The organism is Paracoccus aminovorans (genome assembly GCF_001546115.1).
GTDB lineage: Bacteria > Pseudomonadota > Alphaproteobacteria > Rhodobacterales > Rhodobacteraceae > Paracoccus > Paracoccus aminovorans_B.
Window position 1 is genome coordinate 1196037 of sequence record NZ_KQ955209.1, and the last position, 26361, is coordinate 1222397.

A 26361-nucleotide genomic window follows, 5' to 3' on the forward strand; every position below is an offset into this window, starting at 1 on the left:
TGCCCTGCCTACCAATTTTGGACCATCTAAAGCCGGAGTTTCCGGCCTTTGTCACGGCGGCGGGCTGGTGACGCCGTCGGGAAAGTGCAGCGCGCTCGGGACGTTGTATCCGATGGCGCTGTGGGGTCGATCATCGTTGTAGTGTCTGCGCCAATCCTCCAGCTTTTCGGCCGCGTCCGCAAGGCTCATGAACCAGTGCGCGTTCAGGCATTCGGACCTGAGCTTACTATTGAAAGCCTCGATGAAGCCGTTGTCTGTCGGCTTGCCGGGGCGTGAAAAGTCGAGCGTCACGCCCTTGGCGTAGGCCCAGAGATCCAGGTCGCGCGAGATGAATTCGCTGCCGTTGTCGACCCGGATTGTCTTCGGGTAGCCGACTTTTGTGCAGATCCGTTCCAGCGTCGTGACCACGTCCTCGCCGCGATATTGGAACCGCACGTCCGTGGCGGGGCAATAGCGGGAATGGGTGTCGACAATGGTTAGGATCCGCAGCTTTTTACCCAAGGCCAGTTGGTCATGGACAAAATCCATGGCCCATACATCATTCGGCCCGACGGCTTCCGCACGGTCGTCACGCAACTTGGCCTTCACCCGCCGTTTTGGGGTCTTGTTCCGCAGCTGCAGTCCCAAGGCTTTGTAAACGTTATAGACCATCTTAATGCTGACCTCCCAGCCCTCCCGGTCTAGGACAACGTAAACGCGGCGATAGCCATAGCGCACACGCGTCTCACAGATCTCCCGGATCCGCCGTTTCAGCTCTGCCGGATCGGTGCGGCGGGATTTGTAGTGGTAGCTCGAGCAGTCAAATCGCAAGGCCCCACATGCCCTACGGATCGAAACCGCCCAGTCTGCACACATCCCGCGAACCAGTTCACGCGACCGCGCCGGCTTCAGAGCTTTCGCCGCACAACATCCTGCAACATCTGCCGGTCGAGCGTCAGGTCCGCCACGATCCGCTTTAGCCGCGCGTTCTCGTCCTCAAGCTGCTTCAACCGCCGCATCTCGTCGGGCAGCAGCCCGCCATACTTCTTCTTCCAGGCAAAATAGGTCGACTGGCCGATCCCAGCCTTCCGACAGATCTCGGCAACCGACGTGCCTTCCTCGCCTTGCTTCAGAATGAACGCCTTCTGCGCTTCCGTGAACTTCGATGCCTTCATCGTTTTCAGCTCCTGTCCCAGCCGGGGAAGGTTAGCCGAAAACTCCAGCTCTAAACGATCCAGTTTCGAGGGGGCAGAGCACTGTCGAAGCTTCAGAACGATGTCTTCCGGTTTGTCTCGCTTGCCTGCCATCTGATGGTCCTCCTGAACAGGATATTTCTATCCCAGTGGGTGGACCACTTCAGTGGGGGCACTCCAACACATCCAGCCCGACAAACAGCTTCATCCCGCAGTCCTCCATGTAGATCCGATACGGGAATGGCGCCAGCTTGCCCTCAATCTTGCAACGGTAACGGGCGGGTCGCGACGCAGGCCCCGTTACGGCATCTCGTTCACGTGTCATAGCCAGAACATGACGGTGGCGGCGAGAGCGACGGCAGACAGGAAGACCTTCGGGCATCTGTCGTAGCGGGTGGCGACCCGGCGCCAATCCTTCAGCCTGCCAAACATGATCTCGATGCGGTTTCGGCGTTTGTAGCGTCGCTTGTCGTGCTTGTCGTGCTTGCCACGAGATTTCCTGCCCGGGATGCAGGGCCTTATCCCCTTGTCTTTCAACGCATTTATGAACCAGTCGGCATCATGGCCCCGGTCGGCCAGCACCCAGTCCGCCTTTGGCAGGGCTGCCCAGCAGGGCGGCGGCCCCCGTGTAGTCACTAACCTGGCCTGCGGTCATGCGAGGGATAAGGCCATGATCCGGGGGATCATGGCCCCCGAGAACGCGGATCGGGCGGCCTTCGGCATCGGTCACGGCATGCAGCCTGGTGTTCATGCCGCCCTTTGCGCGATCAGACGGCTCCTTTGATCGCCGGGTCCCCCTTTTCCGACCGCAGGCTGGTCGCCGAGCGGTGCATCTTCAGGGAGGTTGCATCGATCATCACCGTCTTCGGAACGGCCGCCTCGGACGCCAGACTGTCCATCATCCGGGCGAAGACAGCCTTGTCGCTCCATCGCTTCCAGCGGTTGCAGAGGGTCTTCGGCGGGCCGTATTCCCTCGGGGCGCATCCCGCCACCGCAAGCCATTGCGATTGATGAAGATTATCCCACTCAACACCCGACGGTCATCGACGCGCGGCTTGCCGTGGCTCTTGGGAAAGAAGGGCCCAAGCCGCGTCATCTGCGCTTCGATCAGCCAGAAAGGATTGCTCATCATCAGGTCTCCTTGCGGTGCCTGAATCATACGAAGGTGGAAAATCAATGGGTCCTGACCCTTCTGGCGATATCAAGGATGGCCCGCTCTCGGAGCACCAACCCGTGGTGATCTTCGATCCGAACGTCAAGAACGATGCCCATCTCAGGGATCTGGTGGCACCGGCCTATCCCAATTTCCGGGCCGTTGAGGTGCCTTATGGTGGTCATACCGTCCTGGTCACGCTGTCTCAAACGCGGCTCTTGAAGCCTATCGTCCTGGGCATCATCGAGCGAGACGAGGTCATCGCATTCGACCCGCCGGCCGAGGGCACCGCCATTTATCACGGCGAGCGAGAACGCAGCTTGATCGCGACGGATCGGCAGGCTGCACTGGTCGAGTTGCGCAAGAGCCTGGCGATTGCCCCGTCCAAGCGGTTTTTCGGAATGCTGGTGAACCTGTTGATCCGCATGGGCGACAAGGCGGACGCGCAGCGCTAGATGCCGCGGCGGGCCGAGCCCCAAGCTCCACCTGGCAGTGCAAGGCCTTGGCGCCCGGTCCGCTTCACCCTGACCGCCGGGCAGAAGGGCGACGCCCCGCAGGCCGAGCCGTTGATCGCCGACCTGCCTTGCCGAGGTCGTCATGGCCGACACCGCCTATGACAGCGACCGCCTGCGTGAGGCGATCGCTAAGCAAGAAAGCTCTTGCCGTCATCCCTAAACAACCCGTCCCGGGCGCGCAAGCATCCCCTCGACAAGCATCTCTGTGCCCGGAGACATCCGATCGAATGCTGCTTCTCCAAGCTCAAGCAGTTCCGAAGGGTCGCCACGCGATACGAGAAAACCGCCAGAAACCACCTCGCCGTCATCACCATCGCTGCCATCGTCCTGTGGACCAAGGAAGTGTCCACAGAACCTAGGGTGCCCGCCCCCATAGGCGGGCCATGGCGACATGGCGGCTGAAATCCGCCGTTCACGTTGTGATCACAGGCTTGTTCGGGAACTGCGCGCGGCAGGACATGTTAGCTTGCGACCCTGCATTCGCGCCAACCGAAAGAAACCGACATGCGTCGCATCTTCAAGACGACAACCGCCATTCTGGCCTGCCTCTCGCTGATCGCCCCCGATCTCGTGCTGGCCCAGGACAACCAGGGCCTGGCTCAGGCCGAGATGATCAGGCGCAAGGCCGAGCAGGCCAAGGAGAAACAGCAGCAGCGCGAGAAGGCCGCCGCCCAGCAAAAGCAGCCTGAAAAGCGCCAGCAGCAGCAAAAGCCGGCCGCCCGGAAGCAGCCGGAAAAGCCTGCCGCACAGCAGCCCAAGGCTCAGGCCCAGCGGCAGAAGCCGCAGCCGCAGCAAAAGCCTCCGGCAGAGGCGCAGCAGCCCAGACCCGCGCAGGAAAACGCCCGGGCGCAGGACGCCAAGCGGCAGGATCCCGGCCCGAAGGCGGCGCAAAAGCCCGCCCCCGCCAAGGACCGGCAGCAGGCCGCGAAACCCGCGCCGCAGCGCGGCCGCGACGCCGAGCCCGGGAACCGCCGGACGCAAGAGCCCATGGCCGCGCCCAAGCCGCCCGCGCAGCCGGCCGCAAGGCAGCAACAGGACCGAAAGCCGCAACAGCTCGCCAAGCCGCAGCAGAACGGCCAGCCGACCCGCAACGCCGGCAACGGCAATGGTGAGGGCAGGAAGCAGCCTCCGCGCGCCGAGGGCGGGCAGCCGCGGCCGGCGCCGATGGATGCTGACACCCTGCGCGAGAAGATGAGAGAACGCGACCGCAAGTCCCCGCAGCCGCTGGCCCGCGGCCCGGACGGCCAGCCGCCGCGCAATGCGGCGAACGGGGTCGGGAACAGACAGGACCTGACCGCACCCCGCTCTCCGCAAGAGCTTCGCGAACGGCTGCGGCAGGGGAACGGCGCCGCGCGCCTGCCGGCGCCCGAGCGCGGCTTTCGCCCCAACGACCTGGCCCGCCGCGCCGCTGCGCAGGACCACGCGCCGGCCGCCGCCGCACTTGCCGCAATGGCAAGGCGTGACGATGACCGCAAGGACAGCGACCGCAGGCGCGACGATGACGAAACGGTGATCCGGCGCAAGATCGGGCGCGACGACTTCCGCCGCCCGGACCAGGAGTTCCGCACCTCGATCCGCGACGGCAGCCGCGCCCTCTCGCCCGAGGAGACGCGCCGGATCCTGGAACGCCGCGAACGCGAGCTGCGCCGCGAGGAGCAGCGCCTCGACCGCCGAGAGCGCGACCTCGACCGCCGCTATTACGACTCCAGGGACGACGATGACGACGACCACGGCAGCGACATCGCCAAGCTGCTGCTGGCGGGCGTCGCGGGTTTTGCGGTCGGCAAGATGATGTCGAACAACCGCCAAGTCGCCTTCAACAGCGGCGACCGCGCGGTGCTGACTCTGCCCGACGGCAGCCAGCAGATCGTGCGCGACGACAACGCGCTACTGTATCGCCCCGGCTCGGACGTCAGCACCGAGAATTTCGCCGACGGCTCGTCCCGCACCACGGTGCTGCGCGCCGACGGCAGCCGCGTGGTGACGATCCGCGACGCCGACATGAACATCCTGCGCCGCACGCTGATCGGCCCCGACGGGCGCGAGACCCGGCTGATCGGCGACAGCGCGGTGCGGCCGGTCCAGATCTCGACCCTGCCGGCGCCGGCGCCGGTGGAATATGCCAGCCGCCCCTTGGACGAATCGGCGCTGCGCGAGGCGCTGCTTCAGGAAAGCGCGGTCGATCGCCGCTTTACCCTGGGCCAGATCCGCGACATCCCCGAGGTCCGCTCGCTGGTGGCTCCGGTCAATGTGGCCGACGTGACCTTCGACAGCGGCTCGGCCGCCCTGGCCCCCGAGCAGGCCGAGCAGCTGGCCACCTTGGGCAGCGTGATCCGCCAGTCCATCGACGAGAATCCGAACGAGGTCTATATGATCGAGGGCTATACCGACGCGGTCGGCTCGCCCGCGGCCAATCTTGCGCTGTCGGACCGGCGGGCCGAATCGGTGGCGCTGGCGCTGACCGAATATTACGACGTCCCGCCCGAGAACATGGTCGTGCAGGGCTATGGCGAGCAGTTCCTGCTGGTCCCGGGCGAGGGCGACGACCGCGCCAACCGCCGCGTTGCCGTGCGTCGGATCACCGACCTGCTGGAGCAGGAATAAGGGCGCGGCCGGGCACGGGAACCATCCCGGCCCGGCCCCGTGCCGCAAACGCGCCGTTTCGCAACGCGCGCCCGTGGCCGTGACAGGGCGTTGGGTTCGGGGAGTGCTCGAAACCCGGTCATGCGTTGGACGAACCCGCTGATGCTTCTTCGCGTCGACAGGTTCGTGCAAGCCTTTGAAAGTTCTGGACGACTGGACGCCCATACAGACAGATGTCGGCCCATCTCCCGCGCCGCCACCTGCAAGGTCCGTGCCTTCATTGGATCTCGTCGGAAACGAGGGGCGAAGATCAGCCGCCGATCCTGCTGGCCGGATCCAGCTTCCGGAGGGGCGCAAGGCTCCTTCAGGCTGCCTGCTGGGGCTCTCTGCCGGTTAGGCGTTTGGCAATCTCGATGAGCAGCCCGAAGGCATCGTAAAGCAGCACGGCGATGCAGCCCGTCAGCACCCCGCCCTGGATGACATAGGCCGGGTTGTTCGAGGTCAGCCCGGCAATGATCACCTCGCCCAGGCTGCGCGCCGCGACGGTCGAGCCGATGGTCGCCGTGGACAGCGCAATGACGATCGAGATCCGGATCCCTTCCAGGATCAGGGGCAAGGCAAGGGGCATCTCGACCTGCGCCAGCACCTGGCGCGGCGTCATGCCCATCGCCTTGCCCGAAAGCAGGACCGAGCCGGGCACCGCCCGCAGCCCCGCCAGCGCGTTCTCGAAGATCGGCAGCAGGCCATAGAGGAACAGGGCAAGCACCGTGGGCCGGGCGCCGAAGCCCAGCAAGGGAACCGACAGCGCCAGCACGGCGACCGGCGGAAAGGTCTGGCCGATATTCGCCAGCACCCGCGCCATGGGCAGGAATTCGGCCCCGGCGGGGCGGGTGACGAGGATCGCGAGCGACAGCGCGATCAGGGTCGAGGGGATCATCGCCAGCGCCACCAGCGCCAGATGCGATACGGTCAGGCTGGCCAGCGATGCGCGGTCGTAGATCGCCGGCCCGCCCGCGGGCGCGAAGGGGCGCAGCAGCGGCTCGAACAGCGCGGGAAACAGGATCAGCCCGCCCGTCACGCCGATCAGGATGATCCAGCGCAGCGCCGTCATTCCCGGCCCCGTGCCAGGATGTCCTCGCGCGTGACGATGCCAAGCCGTTGCCCCTGCGCATCGGTCACCGGCAACCGGTCGCGCCCGGTCCAGATCATCTCGGCCAGCGCGTCCGACAGCGACGCGGCCACGTCGACCGGCTCGCCCTCGGCCTCGCCCGCGCGCGACAGCGAGCCGACCGGGTGCAGCGCCAGCAGGCGCAGGGCGCGGCCCGTTTCGCCCACCAGATCGGCCACGAAGGCCGTGGCGGGCGCGCGGATGATCCGGTCGGGAGTGTCGAACTGCTCGAACCGGCCGTGCCGCATCACGGCGATGGCATCGCCCAGATACAGCGCCTCGTTCATGTCATGGGTGACCAGGACGATCGTCGTGCCGAGCTGGCGACGGATCTGGGCCAGATCGCGCTGCGCCTGGCGCCGGATCAGCGGGTCCAGCGCGCCGAAAGGCTCGTCCATCAGCAGCACATCGGGGCGCGCGGCCAAGGCGCGCGCGACGCCGATCCGCTGCGCCTGCCCGCCCGAAAGCTGATGCGGATAGCGGCCGGCGATCTCGGCCGGGTCGAGCTGCAGCATCTGCAACAGCTCGGTGACGCGGGCCGCGATCCGGGCCTCGGGCCAGCCCAGAAGGGTCGGGACGACGCCGATATTGCGCGCCGCCGTCCAATGCGGAAACAGCCCATAGCCCTGGATGACATAGCCGATGCCCTGACGCAGCGACACTTCGGGGATGCGGCCGGCATCCTGGCCGTCGATCAGCACCCGCCCCGATGTGGGTTCGACCAGCCGGTTGATCATCCGCAGAAGCGTCGTCTTGCCCGAACCGGAACTGCCGACGATGGCGGTCAGCGTGCCCCTCGCAAATCGGGCGCTGACCTCGTCGACCACCGGCCTGCCGCCATAGGTCTTGGTCAGGGCCTGGAGCTCGATCATTGCGGCTGTCCCCCGGAAAGCGCGATCAGCAGGTCCATGATCGAGGATGTCAGGAAGGCCAGCGCCACCGTCGGGATCACGCCCAGGAGGATCAGGTCGGTGGCCGTCTGGCCGATGCCCTGGAAGATGAAGGTGCCGTAGCCGCCCGAGCCGATCAGCGCCCCCACGGTGGCCAGCCCGATATTCTGCACCAGAACGATGCGCGCGGCGGCCAGAATGACCGGCAGGGTCAGCGGCAGGTCGATCCACCACAGCCGCCTGGCCTCGGTCATGCCCATGCCGCGCGCCGCCTCGGTCACGGCGCGCGGCACGGCATCGAGCCCGGCAACGGTATTGGCGACGATGGGCAGCAGCGAATAGAGAAACAGCGCGATCAGTGCCGGCGCCGTGCCGATCCCCTTGATCCCTGCATCCGCTGCCCCCGGAACATGGGCCGCGACCCAGGCCAGCGGCACGATCAGTATTCCGAACAGCGCGATCGAGGGGATGGTCTGGATCAGCGTCAGCAGGTTCAGCACCGGACCGCGCAAGCCCGGATGGCGCTGGATGGCAAGCCCCGTCGGCAGGCCGAACACCAGCGCCGCCAGAAACGAGCCGAAGGCCAGGACCAGGTGGTCCGCGGTCGCCCGGTGAAAGGCGTCCGCGCGCACCCGGAACTCGGCGGCGACCGAAAGACCGGCCAGCGTGCCCGAGCCGAGCAGCACCGCGACCCCCGCCACGGCGCAGGCCAGCAGCGCCGCCCGTGCCGCCGGGCCGGGCCGCATCCGCGCAAAGGCGTCCACCAGCAGCAGCAAAAGCGTCCCGGCGGCCAGCCAGAACCCCGCACCGGGCGAGACCCGCGCCGCAGGCGCCGCCTGCTCCAGCAGCAGCACCGCCCCGCGCCCCAGCAGAACCACCAGCGCGGCCAATGCGCCGGCAAGCAGCAGCAGCCGCATTCCCGGGCGTCGCAGCAACAGCAGCGCGACCGCCAGCAGAACGAGCCCGGCCAGCAGCGCGCCGGTCAGGGGCCAGCCGATGGCCTCGGCCCAGGTCCGGGGCTGCGGCGGCGCGATCCGGTTGGGACGAAAGCCGAATGCCGTCAGCGCAGGGGACGCCAGCAGCGGCAGAGCCATGACGGCCGACAGCCGGTCGATGCGCGGCACCGACATCCTCAGTCCAGCAGCCCGGCCTTGGTCAGATAGGCGCGGGCGACCTCGGCGGCGGGCAGGCCCTCGACCTGAACCTGCCCGTTCAACCCTTGCAGGGTTTCAAGGTCCAGCCCCGCGAAAGCCGGCTCCAGCAGTTCGGCGATCTGCGGATATTCGGCCAGCACCTCGGCCCGGACAATGGGCGCGGGCTGATAGACCGGCTGCACGGTCTTGTCGTCCTGCAGCACCGTCAGGCCGGAAAAGGCAAGCGCGCCGTCGGTGCCATAGACCATGGCCGCATTCGCCCCGCTGGTGCCGTTTGCCGCCGCCTGGATCGTGGCGGCCGTGTCCCCGCCCGACAGCACGATCAACTGGTCCGGCGTCAGCGTAAAGCCATAGGCCTTCTGGAAGGCGGGCAGGGCCGGGGCCGAATTGACGAACTCGGCCGAGGCGACCAGCTTGACCTGGCCGCCCCCCGCCACCCATTTCCCGAACTCCGAGAACGTGCCCACGCCCGCCTCTTCGGCCAGATCCGAGCGCAGGGCGACGCCCCAGGTATTGTTGGCGGGTGCGGGGCTCAGCCAGACGATGCCATTCGCCTCTTGGTCCAGTTGCTTCGCGGCCGCAAAGCCCGCGCGCGCATCCTGCCAGATCGGCTCGTCGGCGCGGTTGAAGAAGAAGGCGGCATTGCCGGTATATTCGGGATAGATGTCGATCTCGTCCGCAAGGATCGCCTCGCGAACGATCGGCGTGCTGCCCAGCTGGATACGGTCGCGCGTCGGGATGCCCGCATGGTCCAGCACCTGAAGGATGATCTGCCCCAGCACCCCGCCCTCGGTATCGATCTTTGACGACACGACGACCTCGGCCTGGGCGGTGCCGAGACCGGCGGCGAAGGCGACGAGCGACAGCAAGACAGGCTTCAGCATTGCATTTCCCTTTTGGTTCGTGCCGGCTCTGTATGTGAAGTGAACACGCAGATGGGCCGCATTTCAACGTCGGCATGGCCTTGAGATGGTTGGCTCATTCGGAACATTGCGCCGGCAGGTATTGTTCCACACCCCATGCGCAGGAGTTTCGCCGGTTTCCCGACCGAGAACACGGGTGTTGTTCGCACAATTCCCTGTCAGCCATATTCGACGTTTCGAGTCAAAGTATTATGCCCTTGGCTGCCGCACCTTTTGACCGTTCCGAAGACGGTGATGATCGACGCGACCTCCCTGAAGGTGCCCGCTCGGCGACCAGCCTGCGGTCGAAAAAGGGGCCGTCTGATCGGTCGTAGCCCGAGGGCCAGAAAACAGTCCGGGGAACTGTTTTCCCGAGGACGGGCGGCATGAACACCAAGCTGCATGCCGTAACCGATGCCGAAGGCCGCCCGATCCGCGTTCTCGGGGGACATGATCCCCTGGATCATGGCCTCATCCCTCGAACTCATGACCGCAGGCCAGGTCAGTGACTATACGGGTGCCGCCGCCCTTCCGGGCAGCCTGCCAAAGGCGGAGTGGCTTCTGGCCAACCGGGGCTACGATGCCGACTGGCATCAGGGATGCATCGAAAGACAAGGGGATAAGGCCCTGCATTCCAGGCCGGAAGACGCGTGGCGAGCCCGTCAAGCACGACAAGCGGCGCAACAGGATCGAGATCATGTTCGGCAGGCTGAAAGATGGGCACCGGGTTGCCTCCCGCATGGGCGCTTTTGGAGGCAGAAGGGGTTGCAGCCCGCCAAGTGCCTCCTGCTCAGGTGAAGGCGTTTGCGCAAAGTCGTGGCACAGGCGCCAAGACCGACCGGATCGATGCAGAACGCATTGCCCGCTTCTTTGTCTGCCGACCCGAAGCGGGCCGTATGCTTCCTGTAGAAAATCTTCGCCTTCTCAGAGCCTTGACGTCCAAAAGCGCGCAACTGGGTTGAAATGCGCAAACGGCTGCTTGCCCACGGGTGTATCGATAAATGTCATCGAGGCGGAGCGAGGCCGCCTCCTGGATGCGGACAGCCATCCGGTCAGGAGGCCCGGTTGCGAGCGATGACTTCAGCCGCCGTCAGCGGCTTGTAGCTGGTCTCGGGCGCGGCGAAGGCGCGGGTCAGCTCGGCCTTCAGCCGGTCAAACGCCTCCTGCTCGGCCCGCTCCTTGTCGCGCCGGATCAGGTCGCGGACATATTCGCTGATGTTCTCGTAGGAGCCGTTCTCGCCGACATTGGCCGCAACGAAGTCGCTGAGCGCGCCGCTGAGGCGGACGGTCATGGTCCTGGTGCGGGACATGGCAGGCTCCTGTGGCTCGGCGCGTATTCAATATAACCAAAAATTACTACACATCAAGGAAGGTGTGCGCGGAGCAGTTTGAAAACGACGGCTCGCCAATTCGACCATCATCAAGAGCGTCAAGCGGGCCATGGCTGCCTACAATGCCTCGGGCTATTTCGATGATGGCATGGACGTGGTGAAGGAAAAGAGCACCTTGATCAAGAACGACGCGGGCGATGTCGTCGGCGTCACCCTGACCATGCGCAACCAGGCCACGGGTGAAGAAATCACCCAGACCGACAGCATCGACGGCTTCATCCAGAAGGCGGCATGGATCACGTCGCCCGAGAAGGCCTTCGAGGCGTAGCAGGCCCGGCTGGCCGCACAGCAAGAGGCGCTGCTGAAGGCCGAGGAAGAACGGGCAAGCATGGGGAACAGGCTGATCGAGGAAAACTACAAGCAGACCATCGGCCTTGCTCGGCAGATCATGGCAGAGAATGTCGAGGATATCGAGACGTTCACCGGCGATCCGATGAACATGGGAGCGAAGGAAGGCGAGCCGTTGCCAGAGCCGCCGAAGCGTCTCACTTGGGACGAAGCCATGGCTGAGGCCCAGCGGCTGATGACAGAGGGTCCGCGCTTGGCACCAGCTGATGAAGCGCCGCAGACCGCGCCGCCGGTAGCGAGAAGGCCGCGGTAGCGGCCTTCAGAGTCAGTTGCAGCCGAACTGGTCGCAGGTCACGGAATATCGATTTCCATTTGAATCCCGCCCAGACACGCTGGTCATGCCGCCGCCCAAGTCCATAGTGTCTTGCGTCCAACGGCTGCCATCTGCTGCTCTGCCGGTGGTCGTGGTCATACCACCACCCAGGTCCATCGTATCCTGTGACCAGCGAGACCCGGTTCGGGTGTTATAGCCATCTACAACTGTTTGGTTTCCAAATTGCTGGACAGTGTAATTATTCCCAGCGTCATCGCTGCACGTTCTAAAACTGCCGCTGCCGAAGCAGTCGGCTGCAGCGGGCGGGGTGGAAACAGCGACAGCAATGGTCGGGGCGAGCAGAAAAATCGGAAAGCGCATGATGATCCTCGCAGATGCGTGATGATGTGATCGACGCCCCTCTGATTTGTCAATCACCATCGCGCCCTTGAGTGGATACCGGCCCCGTGCGATAACCGAGGCACGGCACATAGGAAGTGCGCCGAACCCAGCATCCTTTTCCCGGGGTTCCTATGGCCGCTTCCGTTTCTGGCGTCTCGCCGCTTTCCCATGCCTTGCAATCTCTCGGTGTCCAGCGCCCCGCGCCGCCGCCCGCGCCCGACCCGAAGGCCGCTATCGAGGATCTTGCGCGCCAGACCGGCTCGCCGGCGAACGTGCTGATGGCGCTGGCCGAGGCTGACGGGGGCGATCTGGACCGCGCGCGTCGCAATGCCGATTTCCTCGGTAAGCGGCTCGCCGGTGGCGCGAAAATCGAGGATGCGGTGTCGGAACTCGCGGGCGATCCAGCCCGTGCCGCAATCGTGATGGACCGCAGCTATCAGCTTGCCGACGAACTCTATCCCGAGCCGGCGGCGCCCGAGGAAAAGCCGGGCATCGGCACCGACCTGAAAGACCTCGGCAAGCTGGGCGCGGCCGGGGCCGTGAAGATGACCGGCGGCGCCATGCAGGCCCTGGGCGCCTTCGCCGATGACGCCATGCGCGCCGGCGCGCGGGCCGAGATTGAAGCCTCGGGCGGCGACCCCGCGCAGGTCCGGGGTGAATCCATCGTGCGCAGCGGGTCGCGGGCCGCCGCCGATGCTGTGCGCGGCGTTGGCGATGACTTGGCGGGCAGCGTCTCGGATCGCATGAAGCAGGCCATGGAAGGGACGCAGTTCGAGGGTGAGCTGTTCTCGCCCTCGACATGGGGCGCCGGGGATGACCCCTCGGTCCGTGGCGTCCTCGGCCACACGGCGCAAGGCCTGGGTTCCATGATCCCGGTTGCGGCCGCCTCGGCCGTGGCAGGCCCGGCCGGCGCCGCCGTCATGGGCGGGCTGGGTGCGGCGGGCGAGGGTGCGCAATCCGGTCGGGATTTCGTGCAGGCCGTTCGGGGCCGCGAGGGCGAGGCCGGCCCGGCCGCCCTCGAGGCGATGCCGGCGTTCCGCGCGCTGCTGGATCAGGGATTGTCGCCCGACGAGGCGGCGGCAGAGCTGGCGGGTCTGGCCGAATCCGAGTCCGCGGCATGGCAGGCCATCCCCGGCACGGTGGGCGGCGCGGCCATGGGCAAGATCTTGAGCCGGGCAGAGGGCGTGCTGAATGCCGGCGGCCGGGCGGCGCGGGCCGCGAAGAAGGGCCTCGCCGGCGCCATCGAGGAAGGCGCCCAGGAAGCGGCCGAGGGCATGGCGTCCCAGCGAGGCATTGCCGCAGCCACGGGCGCCGAGGTGAACACGCAACAGGATTCGTTCGGGAACTTCGTCCTGGGCGCGCTGTCGGGCGGCGCGATGGGTGCTGGCGCTGGCGTGCTGGGCGGCCGGCAGGACACCGGCGGCGCCGAGGATGGTCCAGCGCCCGGGCCCGGCGATGCTGACCCGGCCGAGCCGGCAGGTGGCAGCGGCACACCCCTGGCGCTGCCCGCGCCCGAGAATGGCGGGACGATCTTCGGCCAGTCGCAGGCCCGGCAGGAGCCCGACAGCTTCGACCGCGATCCCAGCAATCCGAACCGCGCCGCGGCGGATCAGTCCGGGGCAGGGGCGCAGTTCCGTCCCGCAGGGCCGCCGCCGGTCGGCGATTCCCGTCCCGATGCTGTGGCCGAGGCCGAGCGCATCTTCCGCGCCCAGCCCGACACCATGGATCTGCCGGCAGATGCGCCGATCCCGCCCGAGGTCGATGGCGAGTTCACCGAGATTCCGCTGATTTCCGATACCGGCCCTGACGGCAGCGGGGCTGGTGCAGTTGCCGCGCCGGGGGGTGTATCTTCCCTCTCGGCCCCGCCCGGCGCGGCAGCGACGAATTCCGAGCCGCTGGCGGGCTTCCCGCCCGAGTTCTATGGCGGACAGACACCGGAAGGCATCGTAAAGTTGCCGCCCATTCGCCACGCCGGCCCGGTCGAACGGATCGCGCAGGGCATCGCGGCGGCAACGCCGCCGGCGCTGCCCGCCCGTTTCCCGGATCAGAAGCCCGGCAGCGCGGTTCGCTTCGGCGACGCGGCATCGGGCCAGATCATCGATGGAGTGTTCCTCGGCGAGACCGAGGCCGGCGCGCGGGTGCGTGTCCAAGGCCGGGAAATCGACCTGACCCCCGAGCAGTTCGACGCGGGCCGCGATGCGGTTGGCCCGATCGAGGAAGAACGGAAACGCGCGGAGCAAGAGGCCAAGCAGGCAGCGAAAGCCCTTCCCGCGCCCAAGCAGGAGGCGCCGAACGATGCTGAACCATCAGATGCAGCTGAAGCGCGAGATTCCGCGCTGCTTGCCGTTCCGACCACCTCTGGGCCTGATGATGGACAGCCGGGAAGCGGTGCGCCAACTGCGCCGGGCGGGCTGCTGACCAAGAAGGACGCGAGGCGCTTCCGCCGATGGTTGCGGGACGGGTGGGCTCGCCTTGATCACCGGCTTGACCCTGACCCGGCAGGCTCGGAATTCCTGACCAGTGCCGAGATCGAGACCGTCAAGCGCACCGCGGCCGATACCGACGATGCGCTGACGCAGTACAAGATCACGATGACTTCCCGGGTCGGCGACCTCGAGACAGGCGCCGGCACCATGGCCGGACAGATCGACAATCGCTACACCAAGGCGCAGACCGACAGCGCCATTTCGTCAGCGATCACCAGCACCGAGGCCACGCTGAACAGCCGCATCAACGGCCGCGCCACGCCACCGCGCTCAATGCACTGACCTCGCGTGTCGACGACACCGAGGACGGCATTTCGGCGATGTCGGACAGCGTCCAGCAGGTCTCGGTCATCACCAACGAGGCCTCGGCCTATGGCCGGTTGCGGGTCAGCGCTTGGGGCACCGGGGCCGATGCCGGGGCGCGGATCGGGATCTTGGCCTGGGCCGACACCAGCCGCAACGGCGCCACCGCCGCGCTGTTCATCGAGGCGCTGACCAACGGCAACAGCCGGGTCAACGTGGTGGCGAGCCAGTTCGCCGTGGTCGGTGGTGCCGCGAACGATCCGGTGCGCAGCGTGCCGTTCTACGTCCGCAACAGCGCGGTCTACATGACCACCGCCTTCATCGAAGAGGCGACGATCGGCACCCTGCACCTGGCCAACGGGGCCGTGGTTGGGGGCTATACCACCACGCTCAGCGGCGCGCACCCGAGCTGGAACACCCATGCCGAAATCGCCCGCTTCACGGTCAACCTGCCGGAAGCCTATCGAGGCATCCTGTTCTACGAGTGCACCAACATCGAGTCCAACGACGGCACTGCCTCCTGCAGCGTTGGCGTGCAGGTGAATGGGGTCGGTGTCCCCGGAAGCGGGTCGCTCGTGACAGCGCGACGCCCCGATCGCAGCCAGGATACGACCATGGCCTCAAGGCTCCGGCTGATTACCCTGTCCCATGGGAACAACGTGATCCGGCTTTGGGGCACGAACACCCAGGCCGTCAGCTACAAACTCGACCTTCTGACCTTCAAGAGGTGACGCATGCGCGAGTAGCTCATCCGGGTTCTTCACTGTCGCCACCCGGCAACGTTCGACTTCTATTCCACGCGGCAAATGCCCCTGAAATCGAAGCGTTCAACGGGACATCTGATAGAACCTTGTTTTATCAGGTGCTTGTAAAAACTTCACCGAAATGACGCAGGCAACAGGTCCGGAGAATATCGACCCCGAGGGACCACTTCCGGGGCTCTTGGCGCGTAGGCCGGTTATCAGCCCAACCCGCATAACCCTCGAAAACAACGGAAAATCCGGCCGCAGCCGGATCGGGAGAACGCTTTCGCGGGGGCAAGTGGCGGAGGGGATGGGCCTGACGTCCAACCTTCTCCGGTCATTAAGATATTGTTATTGATAGTTTTAGATCAGCAGGCGCAAGCCAGTCCCACCGAAACGCCATCAGACAAGCGCGATGTCCGCCTCACCTCCTTGGACCAGGAGCGAGTTGTCTTGTGCCGAAGCACTCTCCACTCTTACGAGCACCTCCATCGAGAGCAAATCGACGTTCGTTCCGACAAAGTTGCCTGCCACCGGGGTCACCTGTGCGATGTTTCGGGCCACGGCGAGTGGTATCAGGTTCCGGGACCCGAAGCTTCTGTTCGTGGGATCGAAGGCAATCCATCCGGCACCGGGGACAAATATCTCGACCCAGGCGTGGGTGGACCCGGAACCCGCAAAACCCAAAAGGCATTCTTCCGCATCTGACAGATAGCCGGATACGATGCGGGAACCTAGTCCAAGCGTGCGCGCGGCTTCGGCGAGCAGGACCGCAAGATCACGGCACGAGCCCCATCGCCGGTCGAGCGTCTCGATCGGTGACTGGGTGCCTTCAGTATCGCGGCTCTGGTAGGAAATCTGGGTGAACACACCATTGCTGATGTCCTTCAGCAAGGACAGCGTGTCTGTCGGGCGCGCCATGACAAAGCCCTCGACCCATAGGGAAAGCCGACCGTCCGGGTCGGGATATTGCGGAACCGTCAACGCGCCCAGATCCGTCCATTCGTCGGCGGTGTAGACAAAGGGGTACTGGGCCGCCGAGGCGGCGATGGTAAAGACCGGCCAGGCCGGCGAGGTGAGTTCCACGGAAGCGCGGCTCTCGATCACCAGATGATCCGTCACGCCGTCAAAGACCGCGGTGGCGACAGCGTTGCCGGCCACGTCATGCGCCCAGGTCACCGTCGCCGTTGGAGAAATGGAGAGTGCATGCGCAAGTAGTCGCAGTTCCCTTGTTTCTCGGGGACGTAGCATCAACCGATGGGGCCCGAGAGGGACCTTTTGACGGTATCTGTAGGTCGTGGTGTGAACGATCTCGAGGCAGGCCAAAATGATGTTCCAGTTAGGATTGAGGAAGACGGCGCGCGACTGCGGGGATCAGCGGCGGCGAGACGCGCCCGCGCTGACGGGCGCGGCGTTCCGCCAGGCATTCAACCCCTTGCAGCGTCGGCAAATCCGTTCTCCGAAGCCTTCGCTCCAGAACGAGGTTTCGCATCGCAGGCATCGGCGTTCTTGCGGAACATCACCTACGGCCCTTTGGGTCGCGATGTCCGGTACGTCACCCTCGGCGATGGCCTCGTCCGCCATTACGTGTTCCCCGCAACCAGACGGGCGCGTGAGGACGGCGGCGAGTCCGGTCGTGAAGGCATGCCTTCGTTTTCGGCGGTCCGGATCGACTCTTCGTCCGGCGCTCCTCGGGCGGTCGTCTTCGAAGGCGGCGCAGCCAGGTTCGAATCGGATGTCCCAGACCCGGAATAGAGATGTCGCAGGTGCGCCTCGGAGACCCCGTCGGCCTTCATCACGAGCTGTACCATCGGATCGGCCAGCATTTCTTCAAGGAAAAAGTCGGACAACTCCCTGCCGGTCAGCTTGTCCTTGGCACGTGCTTGGTCGAGGTCGGCAAGGGAAACGGTCAGAGTCCGCGCAAGTCCCGGATGAGATATCCGGGGATGAAGCTTCACAAGGACGGAGGCTTTCCAGGCTGCGGGTTCCCGTTCATCAGGGGGGGAAGCCAGCTCCGTTTCGATCTCGTACTCTCCCGCCGGGAGCGTCTCGTCAAAGCCCGGAACAGTGAAGGGCCGGGAAAAAACCGCTACGGTCTTGCTCGTCAGATCTTCCATTGGCGCGTTCCTTTCCCATGGTGCTGTGGGCGGTCCGCGCCCCTCACGGGAATGAGGCGCGCAACCGGTGTACACCCTCAAGATGTCTTGGACTTGGCGGGTGCATCCTTGCCAGAAGCCTTGGGCTCGGTCTCCTTGGCAGGGGTCGTTGCTGTTTTCGCAGGCTTCGGCTTTAACGCAGCCGCAGCCTTGGCGGTCAGGTCCTTGAAGGACACTTCATCGATCCTTTGATTATCCGACGCCAACTCCTCGTCCATGTCGGACCGGGATACTTCGCATCGGCACTGTACATATGGGGGCTGGCGACTCGAATTGCGATGGTGCATCGAAAAAGAAGCCGAGGTCAGTCAGGCCAATTCATCCGTCCAGACCTTAAATTCCATCAACGTGTTCTGGCCGAATGTCTGGGTCAGAGGGACATCGGCAGCATCGCGACCGCGCGCGATCAGAATTCTCGCATACCTCGGCTTGTTGTTCCGCGGGTCGAACATGTGCCATTCCCCAGCGAGAAAGACCTCCATCCACGCGGCAAAATCCCCAGGCGGATGAGGCAGAGGCTCCCCGATGTCGCTCAGGTATCCGGTGCAGTAGCGGGCCGGAATGTTCATGCATCGGCACAGGGCGATGGCGAGATGGGCAAAGTCGCGGCAGACACCCTGCCCCTCGGCGAGGGTCTGCGACGCTGTGCGCGTCGCCTTTGCCTGCATATAGTCGAAGCGGACATGTCCATGCACGAAATCGCAGATCGCCTGGACGCGTGACCATCCGGGGTCCGTGGTCTCGAACAGGCGCCACGCCTCCTCCGATAGGAGGTCGGTGTCGCAATACCGGCTGCCCTGCAGAAACACGAGCGTCTCGAAAGGAAGATCCTGAACCGCGTGCTGCCGCGCGCCGGGCATGGAGGGATCAGGCTGGCCCGTGTCGCGAAAGATGCCATCCGTCGACAGGCAGAAGTCGCCCGCCGGAGCCAGGACGCGCGTGCACCAGTTGCCGAAGCCATCCCGGTAGCTTTCAAGCGGCACGCTCGGCGACGTCACAAGATAGTCGGCACGCTCCAGATCGCCGAAGCGCGAGTAGTGGACGTTCAGCATCGCAATCAGCGGCGTCGACTGCGGGAAGCTGTATCGGAGACGACACCCTATGCTGACGCGCATGCCGGACACGCGGCTGCGCATCGTTCTGTCACCCTCATCTTCCAAGGACGCACGCCCCGTCCGAAAGCTGGAAACCTCGATTGCAGCTCCACCGGTTGCCGGATCGGTCGAGATAGGCGTTCTCCGGCAGATCGATGGCGACGCAGGCGCCATTCAGCACCTCGTATCCGCGCTCGCACCTCCAGCCCGGTTCATAGGATGCCTCGTCCAGATAAGCATTCGATGGCACGACAACGGCGTCGCATCGGTCGTCGATTCTGACGAAGCCTCTCTCACAAGCCCAGGCGGCGCCGTAGTCTGCGTTGGTCAGATACGCGTTCTCTGGCACGGCAATCGGCGAACATGTCTCTGCAGCGGCCTCATAGCCACGATCACAGGTCCATCCCCTCCCCGAGGCATCGTCCGTCAGGTAGGCACGCTCGGGCAGAACAATGGGCACGCATGCCTCGTCCTCCTGCCGGAACCCGCGTTCGCATTGCCAATCGTAACCGGAAGACCGGAGGAAGGCATTGGCGGGCACCGGGATGGGATTGCAGGACGTCCCGTCCACCTCCTCGTACCCTCGGTTGCACTCCCACCCCGTCCCGTAGGAGCGCCCGGTTGGATAGGCATGCTCGGGGATATCGAGAGGCAGGCATTCGGCGCCCTCTACCCGGTAACCGATGTCGCAGACCCATCCGCCGCCATAGCTGCGCGGCTGGGCGTTCTCCGGCATTGGGCCGGTTCCATCCTGCGCAAGCACGGGAAAGGCGAAAGAGGCGATCACACCGGCTATGGCTGCCGTCCGCGCGATCAGCCTCGCCAAGGGATGTCTCATCGCAGCTTGTTCCTTGGCGGACCAGAGCCCGTTGGTTGCCGCGCGAGTCCTCAATAGCCCAAGCGTGAGCGTTCCGGTCAGCCGTCGAGTGGGCGCGGCCGGTAGCGGGGAGGCTCTGGAATTCGGTCTCGTTGGCATGCCTTCGTTCTCAGCCACCTGGATCGCGAAGTCCTGCGGGAGTGTCGGGTGGGTGCTGCTGGTCATCGGGGCGACAATTTGTGCAAGGCTGCAGCGGCAAGAGCATGTTCCTTCTGGTGGTAGTCGCCGCGGAACTTGCCGTCGACCTGCACCTCCCAGATGCCGTTTCTTTCGCGCACCTGAACCCCACTGCGCTGCGTCGGCCGGTTCATGGAAGAATCTTGTGATCCTCTGCTTTTCGGCGGCACGGGTTTCATGTCGGTCATTTCCGGCTCCTTCGCCTTTGGCACGCGCGCTTCTCCGAGAAGCATCACGGCGCGAATGAATTCTGCCGCGTAGTCGTCGGTTTCGCGGTGGTCGTGTTCGTGCCTGGCCATACTCATCGGCTCGACGAAGCGTTCTCGAAGGTGGTCCACGAAACGCGGCTCGGTACGGGCCATGTAGGCGATCAGAGCTTGCAGGATCCGTTCATGAGCCAGCACACGCCGTTCGAGGTCGGTGGTCTCGGGTGAAGCTATCGGCATGGCGCGGTTCATCCTTCATCGACCGCGCTTTCCGGGCGCTCCGGCAACGAGTCAACATCAAGGGCTGCGAGGCAGGCCTGCGCGATATCGCGGTTCGGAGCATCTGTTCCGGGCACCGTCGCCCAGCCCGCCTCCATCAGGGCATCGCGCCGCTGATAGGTCGAGGCGGCCCGGATCGTTTCAAGCTTTTCGGCCCGTGCTGGGTCAGACTGTGCCATCTCAAGGCAGACCGGCACCATGGAAGCGACGACATCGTCCTGGGACATCGCCATTGCCCTGTCATGCGCGGTTCCGCCGGTCACCCAGCCGCCCAAAGTAAAACCGACCACGCCGACGAAAACCGCACCGATCACCGCACCATAGATGCCGGGCTTGAGCCATTCGGGAGTATTCATTTCAAGTCCTCCTGCGGAGAAGGCGCTGCCTCGCCGTGATTGTTCTTCTCAGTCGCGGCCCGATCCCGGCTCAGCGCCTCTTTCAGGTCGCTGTCGGAAATCGCGCGTAACTCTGTCCGTCCCGCATGACCGCCCCTTCCGCGCACCGTCAGGTAGGTCGCAGTCCGGCGATACGCCTCGAAGCTGAGCCCTTGTAAAAGTTCTTCTTCGACAAGAACCTCGTAGTCGCCCGGGGGCAAATTGCCTGGGTATCCCGGCAACGCGAACGGGTTCGAAAATGTCACCGTCGATCTGGTCGACCGCATGTTCATCTCTGGTCTCCGCGATGTTGGCAGATCCGTCGCTCACCACTGTTGACGGCCCCTTGGAGTGCGGGACCGACCAGTCGAACGATTGAGTGTCTTGTACCTCGGGATCGTTCGCCTGGCGCTGACGCATGTTAGTCCCGGGCACCGAAACGGCTGCGACTTTCCTGAGGGCAGTCGCCCGTACTGACCTGTGTAAGGGCGGCGAGACCGACCTGCGCGTATTCTTTGGGAAACAGGGATGATCTGCATTCCTGCAACCCTTGAAAGGATTGGCGATGGCCGACCCCAATGTTCTCAACCCGCACCCGCCCGAGTTCGATCGGTTTCTCCATGCCTCCGTCGGCGAGGACCGGAACGGCTATGCCGTGACTGTCCTCTCCACGCTCGCACGGCTTGGCCTCGATCCATGGAAGGAAACCGCTGAACTGGTCACGCTCGGGCGCGACGCCGCGGGGGGACGATTGGGAACGCTGCTTGCCCGATTTCGGGACGTTCCTGCGCTCGCCAGCGATCACGGCAGGATCGCACGAGACCTGAGCCAGCTGCTCCCCGAAGACCGGGCGTCAGGTAGTCTGAAGCGAACCGCCTCGACGGTGGCCGGCGGCCGGCCGGGCACAAGCGGAGCGATCTGGGCGGTGCTCGGGATCGTCTTTGTGCTGTTTCAGATGTTCATGCTTGGCGGGTCGGGGTCAGGCGAATGACCGTCTCAACCGCAACCATGGGCAGATCGGCACATGCGGCACACAAGTCCGGCACGCTATCGCCTCGCGAACAGGGCGTTCTCTGGCACATGGAGGAACACTTCTGGACCAGTGGCGCCGACAACGCGCGGGCAACGACTGCGACCAACGCCGTCATGGTCTTCCCCTATCCGCCCGGGATCCTCCAGGGCGACCAAATCTGGACCCATCTTCAACAGAGAACCGGCTGGCGGTCCGTCTCGATGGCCGAGCGGCGCGTCACCCGGTGTCGTGATATCGCCATTCTCACCTATCGCGTCTCGGCAGAAAAACCCGATGTGCCGATCTACAAGGCCCTCTGTGCCTCTACCTACCTCAACGATGACGACAGATGGCTGAGGATTTCCCATCAGCAAACTTCGGTGGCTTGACAAGCGCAGAGGTAATCGACCTGCCGCAGGCGTCGGAGCTAACCTGCGTCAGTGCGGCGGGGCGCCGACTCCGTTTAGGTGAGAAGTGCCGCCGAACATTCGGTGGTGCATTTTTCCGAGTACCCGAGAAGCGTGTGGGCGTGCCGATCCCAAAAAGGACGGCATGTCGACACGCTTCTTATTCTCGGAGTGTCCAGGAAAGGACAATCCCAATGACTCCCGAACAGAACAAGACCGCCGAAAAGATGACCTCCGTGAAGGCCGCATGGGACAAGGCACCCGCTGGTCCGAAGAAGGATGCAGCGCTGAAGCACTACCAAGCAGCCGAGAAGGCCAACACCGCGAAGAACGACGCCGAGACCAACAAGGAACTCGATGCGGCGACCCACGCCCTCGCGTAACCTCCGGCGTCTGACGTGAACACTGGGGCCGCCTGCCGAGCAAGGGAGGGCGGCCCTCTCATTTCAGTAGCGGCCCAGTCTGGTCCAGATATTCAGGATCGAACTCAGCAAGTTCCACCAGCCCGCCATAGTCGTGAAACGTAACGCGGCCGTCCCGAAAGGTGACCAGCCCACTCTCGCGAAGCTGCCGCAGGACGCGGTTCACATGGACCGCGCTCAACCCTAGCGTATCGGCGAGGTGGTATTGCGTCAGAGGGCAGTCGAATCCTTCCTTGCTGCCTATTCCAACCAGCGCAAGCCTCGATCCCAGTTCGAGCAGGAAATGCGCCATTCGGGCGTCCGCATCACGCCGACCGATCCCGACGAGATGCTCCACGACCATCGCTTCGTCCCTTGACGCTGCCCAGAGCATGGCGGTCGCTAGGCGCGGCGTACGCGCGAAGGCATCGAGAAGATCGCTCGCCAGCACCTCGGCGGCCTCAATGTCGACGATAGGTTCGAAGCTGTGATCCGACGTGCGCAAGAGGACGCTGCGCAGTCCCAGAAAGTCCCCCGGCACCTGGAAATCCACGATCTGCCGCGTCCCGTCGGCCTGGAGCTTGTAGGAACAGACCCAACCCGAAGACAGAATGTACGCGGCTTGAGCCGACTGCCCCTGATGCACCATGTCACGCCCCGCGACGAATGAGCGACGACGCTCCTGCAGTCGTTCAAGCACGGCCAGCTCGACCTCCGACAGGGCGACGAAGGCGGAGAGCTTGCGTGTCAGGGGGCTGTGTTCGGCTGATGTCATAAAGGCTCCCGGCGTGCCGTGACCCAGGAGCGGAAATCGGTCCGGACACTGCTCTGGATCAGTCCAGCATAGAGCACTTCCTGCGAGAAGTACGGATGTATCTGAAACTCGCCTTCCACGGGGATCACGATGCCAAGGAAGGGACGCCAGATGTCGACCGCGAGCGAACATGCAGGCCAGGCCGCCCTGTCAATCTGCGAGGCTCTCCTCCTTGCCTTGAACGATCGCGGGTTGCTGCCGGAGCACGAGATTGTGGGGGTTCTTCGCGACGCCGCGGCGACCCATGAGAATGCCGTTGGCACCGAACTCGAAATGGAAAGGCACCGGGCCGTCGCCGAAATGATCAATTCGATCATAGCTGGCGGGAACTCCGTTCGACGCCCGTGATGCAATACCGCGGCAGTCTGATCCGCAATCTCGAAGAATAGCCCCGCCAAGTTGTCGCCGCCTTGCGCGCATCGAAGCCGGGCATTCGAAAAAGGCACTTACGCCCGACAATCCTCGACAAGGAGCACATCGATGTCATTCACTCCCCTCCATGACCGGGTGCTCGTTCGCCGTATCGAAGGCGACGAGACGACCAAAGGCGGCCTCATCATTCCAGATACTGCCAAGGAGAAGCCTCAAGAAGGCGAAGTCGTCTCCGTTGGCGCCGGAGGAAGGCGCGAGGACGGCGAGCGCATCCCGATGGACGTCAAGGCCGGCGACCGGATCCTGTTCGGAAAATGGTCCGGGTCAGAGATCAAGCTCGATGGTGAAGACCTTCTGATCATGAAGGAGAGCGACATTCTCGGCGTGATCGCCTGAGTCCGAAACCTTTCACATCAACCTCAGTATCAGGAACTCACACCATGTCCGTCAAGGAAGTTCGCTTCAGTACCGATGCCCGCGACCGAATGCTGAAAGGCATCAACACGCTGGCAAATGCCGTCAAGATCACCCTCGGCCCCAAGGGCCGAAACGTCATTCTCGATAAATCCTGGGGTGCGCCGCGCATCACCAAGGACGGTGTGACCGTCGCCAAGGAGATCGAGCTTTCGGATCATTTCGAGAATATGGGCGCCCAGATGGTCAAGGAGGTCGCGCAGCGCACGAACGACGAGGCCGGCGACGGAACCACCACGGCAACCGTACTCGCCCATGCGATTGTCCGGGAAGGCATGAAGTCGGTTGCGGCCGGCATGAACCCGATGGATCTCAAGCGCGGGATCGACAAAGCCGTCGCTGCAGTCGTGGCCGAGATCAAGACCATGTCCCGACCTGTGGGCGACAGTGACGAGATTGCCAAGGTCGGCGCCATTTCGGCCAATGGAGAAGTCGAGATCGGCCGGCAGATCGCCGACGCGATGGCGAAGGTCGGCAAGGAAGGCGTGATCACCGTCGAGGAAAACAAAGGGTTGGAGACCGAGACCGAAGTGGTCGAAGGCATGCAGTTCGACCGCGGCTATCTGAGCCCCTATTTCGTCACGAATGCTCAGAAAATGGTCGTCGAGCTGGATGACTGCGTCGTCCTGCTTCACGAGAAGAAGCTGACCTCTCTCATATCTATGGTGCCGTTGCTGGAGGCTGTGATTCAGGCCGAGAAGCAACTGCTGATCGTGGCCGAGGATGTCGAAGGCGAGGCGCTGGCGACGCTGGTCGTCAACAAGCTGCGCGGCGGATTGAAGGTGGCGGCCGTCAAGGCACCGGGTTTCGGGGATCGCCGTAAGGCGATGATGGAAGACATCGCCGTGCTGACGGGCGGTCAGGTGATTTCCGTGGAAATGGGCACCAAGCTGGAGAATGTCACCCTGGACATGCTCGGGTCCGCCAGAAAGGTCATGATCACCAAGGATGACACGACGATTATCGACGGTGCCGGCGACAAAGGCGCGATCGCGGCGCGCGTCACGCAGATCCGGGCGCAGATCGAGGACACCACCTCGGACTACGACAAGGAGAAGCTGCAGGAACGGCTCGCCAAGCTTGCCGGTGGCATTGCCGTAATCCGGGTCGGCGGGGCAACCGAGATCGAGGTGAAGGAGCGCAAGGACCGCGTCGACGACGCGCTGAACGCCACCCGCGCTGCGGTTCAGGAAGGTGTCGTGCCCGGCGGCGGCGTGGCCCTGGTTCATGCCGGCAAGGTGCTGGCATCGCTGAAGGGCGAGAACGGCGATCAGGATGCCGGCATCAAGATTGTCCGGCGCGCGATCCAGGCACCGCTGCGCCAGATTGCCGGAAATGCCGGGGTCGACGGATCGGTCGTTGTTGGCAAGGTCATCGAGAACGACAGTCGGAGCTTCGGTTTCGACGCACAGGCCGAAGAATACGGCGACATGCTGAAGGCCGGTGTCATCGATCCGACGAAAGTAGTTCGGATCGCACTCGAAAGCGCCGCGTCCATTGCCGGGCTTTTGATCACGACCGAAGCGATGGTCGCGCAAAAGCTCGAGAAGGCCGGCGCCGACAGCGAAATGTCCGACATGGGTGGAATGATGTGAAGGGCGGCGTCCCGCGGGCAGGAGCTCCGCGACACTAATCCACGGTGTTTCATGAAAACAAACACCGAGCAGTGCTTCAGAAAAAATCGGAACCAGGAGGAATCGAAATGTCCAAAGGTGACAAGCAACGCGGCAACCGTGAAGCGAAGAAGCCCAAGAAGGTGAAGGAAAAGGTCGTTGCAACAGCCGACTTCACGAAGGGCAAAGCCCTGACCAATCTTGGCGAGCAAAAGAAGAAATAAGTAGCGGTCCGACTGATTATTTAGCATCGAAAGCAGAGCCAGATGGCAGAGGGATACGCGGCGACTTGCTGCGTCGGAAAGCCTCTGGCTCGCCAGAAAACGACGATGAAGAGTTGCCGGAGAGAATGCTCGACATGCGTATTTGATCGAGAAGCGGCGAGTTAGTTAAAGCAACCTCGCGCCTGATCCCGCATCACCGCATAGTCTGACAGCATATCCGCGAGCACCGAGTTCTCCGGCAGCAAAGCCAGTTCTTCCGCGGCCCGCGCCTGGAATTCCCGGCTGTACTCGACGACCGGCGGACAGGCGCCGAGCCTGTCCGCATCAGAACCGACCGTCGCGCAGCCGCTCAGCCAGCTCATCGCGATCGCGAGGGCGGCGAGCCGCGGCCTCCAGCATCCGTCGTTGGACATCATTG

General features: G+C 64.3%; 30 protein-coding genes and 4 pseudogenes. 16 read left to right on the forward strand and 18 right to left on the reverse strand.

Going from position 1 to position 26361, the window contains the following annotated elements; all coding sequences use genetic code 11:
• Positions 1-51: 51 nt before the first annotated feature.
• Positions 52-1154, reverse strand: a protein-coding gene (locus ASV56_RS17370) for an IS3 family transposase (protein WP_156429039.1) whose coding sequence is annotated in 2 segments (ribosomal slippage) — positions 52-893 and positions 893-1154 — 1104 coding nt in all. Because the reading frame shifts where the segments join, the coding sequence is not laid out codon by codon here.
• 339 nt (positions 1155-1493) lie between these two features.
• Positions 1494-2301, reverse strand: a pseudogene (locus ASV56_RS23010) (IS5 family transposase).
• A gap of 47 nt (positions 2302-2348) precedes the next feature.
• Between ASV56_RS23010 and ASV56_RS17390 the strand changes: the two are divergent.
• From ASV56_RS17390 to ASV56_RS17400, 3 genes and pseudogenes are all read left to right on the forward strand, one after another.
• The gene (locus tag ASV56_RS17390; RefSeq protein ID WP_156429221.1) at positions 2349-2780 is read left to right on the forward strand and encodes a hypothetical protein; all 432 of its coding nucleotides are present in this window, start codon (positions 2349-2351) and stop codon (positions 2778-2780) included.
• A pseudogene (locus ASV56_RS23015) lies at positions 2779-3179 on the forward strand (IS5 family transposase); the annotation flags it as partial. The gene ASV56_RS17390 and the pseudogene ASV56_RS23015, both read left to right, overlap by 2 nt.
• Positions 3180-3344: 165 nt before the next feature.
• On the forward strand, positions 3345-5444 hold the full coding sequence (locus tag ASV56_RS17400) for an OmpA family protein (protein WP_062563214.1): 2100 nt from the start codon (positions 3345-3347) through the stop codon (positions 5442-5444).
• Between the two features lie 343 nt (positions 5445-5787).
• Here ASV56_RS17400 and ASV56_RS17405 read toward each other — a convergent pair whose 3' ends face one another.
• The 4 genes from ASV56_RS17405 to osmF are packed head-to-tail and all read right to left on the reverse strand — an operon-like array spanning position 5788 to position 9519.
• The gene (locus ASV56_RS17405) at positions 5788-6534 is read right to left on the reverse strand and encodes an ABC transporter permease (protein WP_062563215.1); all 747 of its coding nucleotides are present in this window, start codon (positions 6532-6534) and stop codon (positions 5788-5790) included.
• Positions 6531-7463: an ABC transporter ATP-binding protein gene (locus tag ASV56_RS17410; protein ID WP_062563216.1), complete on the reverse strand. Its 933-nt coding sequence runs from the start codon at positions 7461-7463 to the stop codon at positions 6531-6533. The genes ASV56_RS17405 and ASV56_RS17410 overlap by 4 nt, the downstream gene beginning before the upstream one ends.
• The gene (locus ASV56_RS17415; protein ID WP_062563217.1) at positions 7460-8611 is read right to left on the reverse strand and encodes an ABC transporter permease; all 1152 of its coding nucleotides are present in this window, start codon (positions 8609-8611) and stop codon (positions 7460-7462) included. Before ASV56_RS17415 ends, ASV56_RS17410 begins: the two co-directional genes overlap by 4 nt.
• 2 nt (positions 8612-8613) lie before the next feature.
• A complete protein-coding gene (gene osmF / locus ASV56_RS17420; RefSeq protein ID WP_062563218.1) occupies positions 8614-9519 on the reverse strand; it encodes a glycine betaine ABC transporter substrate-binding protein OsmF in 906 nt (301 codons plus the stop codon).
• A 264-nt stretch (positions 9520-9783) separates the two neighbouring features.
• Here osmF and ASV56_RS23020 point away from each other — a divergent pair.
• Both ASV56_RS23020 and ASV56_RS24590 read left to right on the forward strand, forming a co-directional pair.
• Positions 9784-10276: pseudogene (locus tag ASV56_RS23020) on the forward strand (transposase); the annotation flags it as partial.
• Positions 10277-10316: 40 nt separating this feature from the next.
• Positions 10317-10499 (forward strand): annotated as a pseudogene (locus ASV56_RS24590) (IS110 family transposase); the annotation flags it as partial.
• A 90-nt stretch (positions 10500-10589) separates the two neighbouring features.
• Here the strand turns inward: ASV56_RS24590 and ASV56_RS17430 are convergent.
• A complete protein-coding gene (locus tag ASV56_RS17430) occupies positions 10590-10847 on the reverse strand; it encodes a ribbon-helix-helix domain-containing protein (protein ID WP_062563220.1) in 258 nt (85 codons plus the stop codon).
• 130 nt (positions 10848-10977) lie between these two features.
• Here ASV56_RS17430 and ASV56_RS17435 point away from each other — a divergent pair, with 130 nt between their 5' ends.
• Positions 10978-11196, forward strand: coding sequence for a hypothetical protein (locus ASV56_RS17435; protein WP_062563221.1), 219 nt, complete (start codon positions 10978-10980; stop codon positions 11194-11196).
• Positions 11197-11256: 60 nt separating this feature from the next.
• Entirely contained in the window at positions 11257-11529 is a 273-nt protein-coding gene (locus ASV56_RS17440) for a hypothetical protein (protein ID WP_062563222.1), read from the forward strand.
• Between the two features lie 12 nt (positions 11530-11541).
• On the opposite strand, the gene ASV56_RS23030 is transcribed toward ASV56_RS17440, so the two are convergent.
• Positions 11542-11910 carry a hypothetical protein gene (locus ASV56_RS23030; RefSeq protein ID WP_082724894.1) on the reverse strand — a complete coding sequence of 123 codons (369 nt, stop codon included), beginning with the start codon at positions 11908-11910 and terminating at the stop codon, positions 11542-11544.
• A 299-nt stretch (positions 11911-12209) separates the two neighbouring features.
• On the opposite strand from ASV56_RS23030, the gene ASV56_RS17445 reads away from it, so the two are divergent.
• Both ASV56_RS17445 and ASV56_RS17450 read left to right on the forward strand, forming a co-directional pair.
• Entirely contained in the window at positions 12210-14699 is a 2490-nt protein-coding gene (locus ASV56_RS17445) for a hypothetical protein (RefSeq protein ID WP_156429222.1), read from the forward strand.
• Between the two features lie 38 nt (positions 14700-14737).
• Positions 14738-15451: a phage tail tip fiber protein gene (locus ASV56_RS17450; RefSeq protein WP_062563224.1), complete on the forward strand. Its 714-nt coding sequence runs from the start codon at positions 14738-14740 to the stop codon at positions 15449-15451.
• 414 nt (positions 15452-15865) lie between these two features.
• Here the strand turns inward: ASV56_RS17450 and ASV56_RS17455 are convergent, their stop codons facing one another.
• The 8 genes from ASV56_RS17455 to ASV56_RS23035 form a co-directional block, all read right to left on the reverse strand.
• A complete protein-coding gene (locus tag ASV56_RS17455) occupies positions 15866-16789 on the reverse strand; it encodes a transglutaminase family protein (protein ID WP_074970957.1) in 924 nt (307 codons plus the stop codon).
• Positions 16790-17046: 257 nt separating this feature from the next.
• Positions 17047-17580, reverse strand: a complete 534-nt coding sequence (locus ASV56_RS17460; RefSeq protein WP_062563226.1) for a hypothetical protein — start codon at positions 17578-17580, stop codon at positions 17047-17049.
• A gap of 77 nt (positions 17581-17657) precedes the next feature.
• Positions 17658-17837, reverse strand: a complete 180-nt coding sequence (locus ASV56_RS23750; protein ID WP_100526073.1) for a hypothetical protein — start codon at positions 17835-17837, stop codon at positions 17658-17660.
• A gap of 90 nt (positions 17838-17927) precedes the next feature.
• On the reverse strand, positions 17928-18734 hold the full coding sequence (locus ASV56_RS17465) for a transglutaminase-like domain-containing protein (RefSeq protein ID WP_062563373.1): 807 nt from the start codon (positions 18732-18734) through the stop codon (positions 17928-17930).
• Positions 18735-18768: 34 nt separating this feature from the next.
• Positions 18769-19551 carry a hypothetical protein gene (locus tag ASV56_RS17470; RefSeq protein WP_062563227.1) on the reverse strand — a complete coding sequence of 261 codons (783 nt, stop codon included), beginning with the start codon at positions 19549-19551 and terminating at the stop codon, positions 18769-18771.
• A 200-nt stretch (positions 19552-19751) separates the two neighbouring features.
• Positions 19752-20225 carry a hypothetical protein gene (locus ASV56_RS17475; RefSeq protein WP_253880134.1) on the reverse strand — a complete coding sequence of 158 codons (474 nt, stop codon included), beginning with the start codon at positions 20223-20225 and terminating at the stop codon, positions 19752-19754.
• Positions 20222-20608, reverse strand: a complete 387-nt coding sequence (locus ASV56_RS17480) for a hypothetical protein (protein ID WP_062563229.1) — start codon at positions 20606-20608, stop codon at positions 20222-20224. The genes ASV56_RS17475 and ASV56_RS17480 overlap by 4 nt, the downstream gene beginning before the upstream one ends.
• Positions 20605-20913: a hypothetical protein gene (locus tag ASV56_RS23035; RefSeq protein ID WP_082724895.1), complete on the reverse strand. Its 309-nt coding sequence runs from the start codon at positions 20911-20913 to the stop codon at positions 20605-20607. The genes ASV56_RS17480 and ASV56_RS23035 overlap by 4 nt, the downstream gene beginning before the upstream one ends.
• Positions 20914-21191: 278 nt before the next feature.
• Here ASV56_RS23035 and ASV56_RS17485 point away from each other — a divergent pair, with 278 nt between their 5' ends.
• From ASV56_RS17485 to ASV56_RS17495, 3 genes are all read left to right on the forward strand, one after another.
• Positions 21192-21617, forward strand: coding sequence for a hypothetical protein (locus ASV56_RS17485; protein ID WP_062563230.1), 426 nt, complete (start codon positions 21192-21194; stop codon positions 21615-21617).
• The gene (locus ASV56_RS17490; protein ID WP_253880135.1) at positions 21614-22027 is read left to right on the forward strand and encodes a hypothetical protein; all 414 of its coding nucleotides are present in this window, start codon (positions 21614-21616) and stop codon (positions 22025-22027) included. The genes ASV56_RS17485 and ASV56_RS17490 overlap by 4 nt, the downstream gene beginning before the upstream one ends.
• 212 nt (positions 22028-22239) lie before the next feature.
• A complete protein-coding gene (locus tag ASV56_RS17495) occupies positions 22240-22428 on the forward strand; it encodes a hypothetical protein (protein ID WP_062563232.1) in 189 nt (62 codons plus the stop codon).
• A 58-nt stretch (positions 22429-22486) separates the two neighbouring features.
• Here the strand turns inward: ASV56_RS17495 and ASV56_RS17500 are convergent, their stop codons facing one another.
• On the reverse strand, positions 22487-23221 hold the full coding sequence (locus ASV56_RS17500) for a Crp/Fnr family transcriptional regulator (RefSeq protein WP_062563233.1): 735 nt from the start codon (positions 23219-23221) through the stop codon (positions 22487-22489).
• 150 nt (positions 23222-23371) lie between these two features.
• Here ASV56_RS17500 and ASV56_RS17505 point away from each other — a divergent pair, with 150 nt between their 5' ends.
• The 4 genes from ASV56_RS17505 (at position 23372) to ASV56_RS24835 (ending at position 25943) form a co-directional block, all read left to right on the forward strand.
• Positions 23372-23608, forward strand: coding sequence for a hypothetical protein (locus ASV56_RS17505; RefSeq protein WP_062563234.1), 237 nt, complete (start codon positions 23372-23374; stop codon positions 23606-23608).
• A gap of 132 nt (positions 23609-23740) precedes the next feature.
• Positions 23741-24028, forward strand: coding sequence for a co-chaperone GroES (locus tag ASV56_RS17510; RefSeq protein WP_062563235.1), 288 nt, complete (start codon positions 23741-23743; stop codon positions 24026-24028).
• Positions 24029-24072: 44 nt separating this feature from the next.
• Positions 24073-25701, forward strand: coding sequence for a chaperonin GroEL (gene groL / locus ASV56_RS17515; protein WP_062563236.1), 1629 nt, complete (start codon positions 24073-24075; stop codon positions 25699-25701).
• 107 nt (positions 25702-25808) lie between these two features.
• Positions 25809-25943: a hypothetical protein gene (locus ASV56_RS24835; protein ID WP_088623886.1), complete on the forward strand. Its 135-nt coding sequence runs from the start codon at positions 25809-25811 to the stop codon at positions 25941-25943.
• 161 nt (positions 25944-26104) lie between these two features.
• Here the strand turns inward: ASV56_RS24835 and ASV56_RS17520 are convergent, their stop codons facing one another.
• Positions 26105-26359: a hypothetical protein gene (locus ASV56_RS17520; protein ID WP_062563237.1), complete on the reverse strand. Its 255-nt coding sequence runs from the start codon at positions 26357-26359 to the stop codon at positions 26105-26107.
• Positions 26360-26361: the final 2 nt, after the last annotated feature.

Coding starts and splice junctions, on each gene's coding strand:
- ASV56_RS17390 (WP_156429221.1), top strand. CDS start 2,349: ATGGGTCCTGACCCTTCTGGCGATATCAAGGATGGCCCGCTCTCGGAG.
- ASV56_RS17400 (WP_062563214.1), top strand. CDS start 3,345: ATGCGTCGCATCTTCAAGACGACAACCGCCATTCTGGCCTGCCTCTCG.
- ASV56_RS17405 (WP_062563215.1), bottom strand. CDS start 6,534: ATGACGGCGCTGCGCTGGATCATCCTGATCGGCGTGACGGGCGGGCTG.
- ASV56_RS17410 (WP_062563216.1), bottom strand. CDS start 7,463: ATGATCGAGCTCCAGGCCCTGACCAAGACCTATGGCGGCAGGCCGGTG.
- ASV56_RS17415 (WP_062563217.1), bottom strand. CDS start 8,611: ATGTCGGTGCCGCGCATCGACCGGCTGTCGGCCGTCATGGCTCTGCCG.
- osmF (WP_062563218.1), bottom strand. CDS start 9,519: ATGCTGAAGCCTGTCTTGCTGTCGCTCGTCGCCTTCGCCGCCGGTCTC.
- ASV56_RS17430 (WP_062563220.1), bottom strand. CDS start 10,847: ATGTCCCGCACCAGGACCATGACCGTCCGCCTCAGCGGCGCGCTCAGC.
- ASV56_RS17435 (WP_062563221.1), top strand. CDS start 10,978: ATGGCTGCCTACAATGCCTCGGGCTATTTCGATGATGGCATGGACGTG.
- ASV56_RS17440 (WP_062563222.1), top strand. CDS start 11,257: ATGGGGAACAGGCTGATCGAGGAAAACTACAAGCAGACCATCGGCCTT.
- ASV56_RS23030 (WP_082724894.1), bottom strand. CDS start 11,910: ATGCGCTTTCCGATTTTTCTGCTCGCCCCGACCATTGCTGTCGCTGTT.
- ASV56_RS17445 (WP_156429222.1), top strand. CDS start 12,210: ATGGCGCTGGCCGAGGCTGACGGGGGCGATCTGGACCGCGCGCGTCGC.
- ASV56_RS17450 (WP_062563224.1), top strand. CDS start 14,738: ATGTCGGACAGCGTCCAGCAGGTCTCGGTCATCACCAACGAGGCCTCG.
- ASV56_RS17460 (WP_062563226.1), bottom strand. CDS start 17,580: ATGGAAGATCTGACGAGCAAGACCGTAGCGGTTTTTTCCCGGCCCTTC.
- ASV56_RS23750 (WP_100526073.1), bottom strand. CDS start 17,837: ATGGACGAGGAGTTGGCGTCGGATAATCAAAGGATCGATGAAGTGTCC.
- ASV56_RS17465 (WP_062563373.1), bottom strand. CDS start 18,734: ATGCGCGTCAGCATAGGGTGTCGTCTCCGATACAGCTTCCCGCAGTCG.
- ASV56_RS17470 (WP_062563227.1), bottom strand. CDS start 19,551: ATGAGACATCCCTTGGCGAGGCTGATCGCGCGGACGGCAGCCATAGCC.
- ASV56_RS17475 (WP_253880134.1), bottom strand. CDS start 20,225: ATGAACCGCGCCATGCCGATAGCTTCACCCGAGACCACCGACCTCGAA.
- ASV56_RS17480 (WP_062563229.1), bottom strand. CDS start 20,608: ATGAATACTCCCGAATGGCTCAAGCCCGGCATCTATGGTGCGGTGATC.
- ASV56_RS23035 (WP_082724895.1), bottom strand. CDS start 20,913: ATGCGGTCGACCAGATCGACGGTGACATTTTCGAACCCGTTCGCGTTG.
- ASV56_RS17485 (WP_062563230.1), top strand. CDS start 21,192: ATGGCCGACCCCAATGTTCTCAACCCGCACCCGCCCGAGTTCGATCGG.
- ASV56_RS17490 (WP_253880135.1), top strand. CDS start 21,614: ATGACCGTCTCAACCGCAACCATGGGCAGATCGGCACATGCGGCACAC.
- ASV56_RS17495 (WP_062563232.1), top strand. CDS start 22,240: ATGACTCCCGAACAGAACAAGACCGCCGAAAAGATGACCTCCGTGAAG.
- ASV56_RS17500 (WP_062563233.1), bottom strand. CDS start 23,221: ATGACATCAGCCGAACACAGCCCCCTGACACGCAAGCTCTCCGCCTTC.
- ASV56_RS17505 (WP_062563234.1), top strand. CDS start 23,372: ATGTCGACCGCGAGCGAACATGCAGGCCAGGCCGCCCTGTCAATCTGC.
- ASV56_RS17510 (WP_062563235.1), top strand. CDS start 23,741: ATGTCATTCACTCCCCTCCATGACCGGGTGCTCGTTCGCCGTATCGAA.
- groL (WP_062563236.1), top strand. CDS start 24,073: ATGTCCGTCAAGGAAGTTCGCTTCAGTACCGATGCCCGCGACCGAATG.
- ASV56_RS24835 (WP_088623886.1), top strand. CDS start 25,809: ATGTCCAAAGGTGACAAGCAACGCGGCAACCGTGAAGCGAAGAAGCCC.
- ASV56_RS17520 (WP_062563237.1), bottom strand. CDS start 26,359: ATGATGTCCAACGACGGATGCTGGAGGCCGCGGCTCGCCGCCCTCGCG.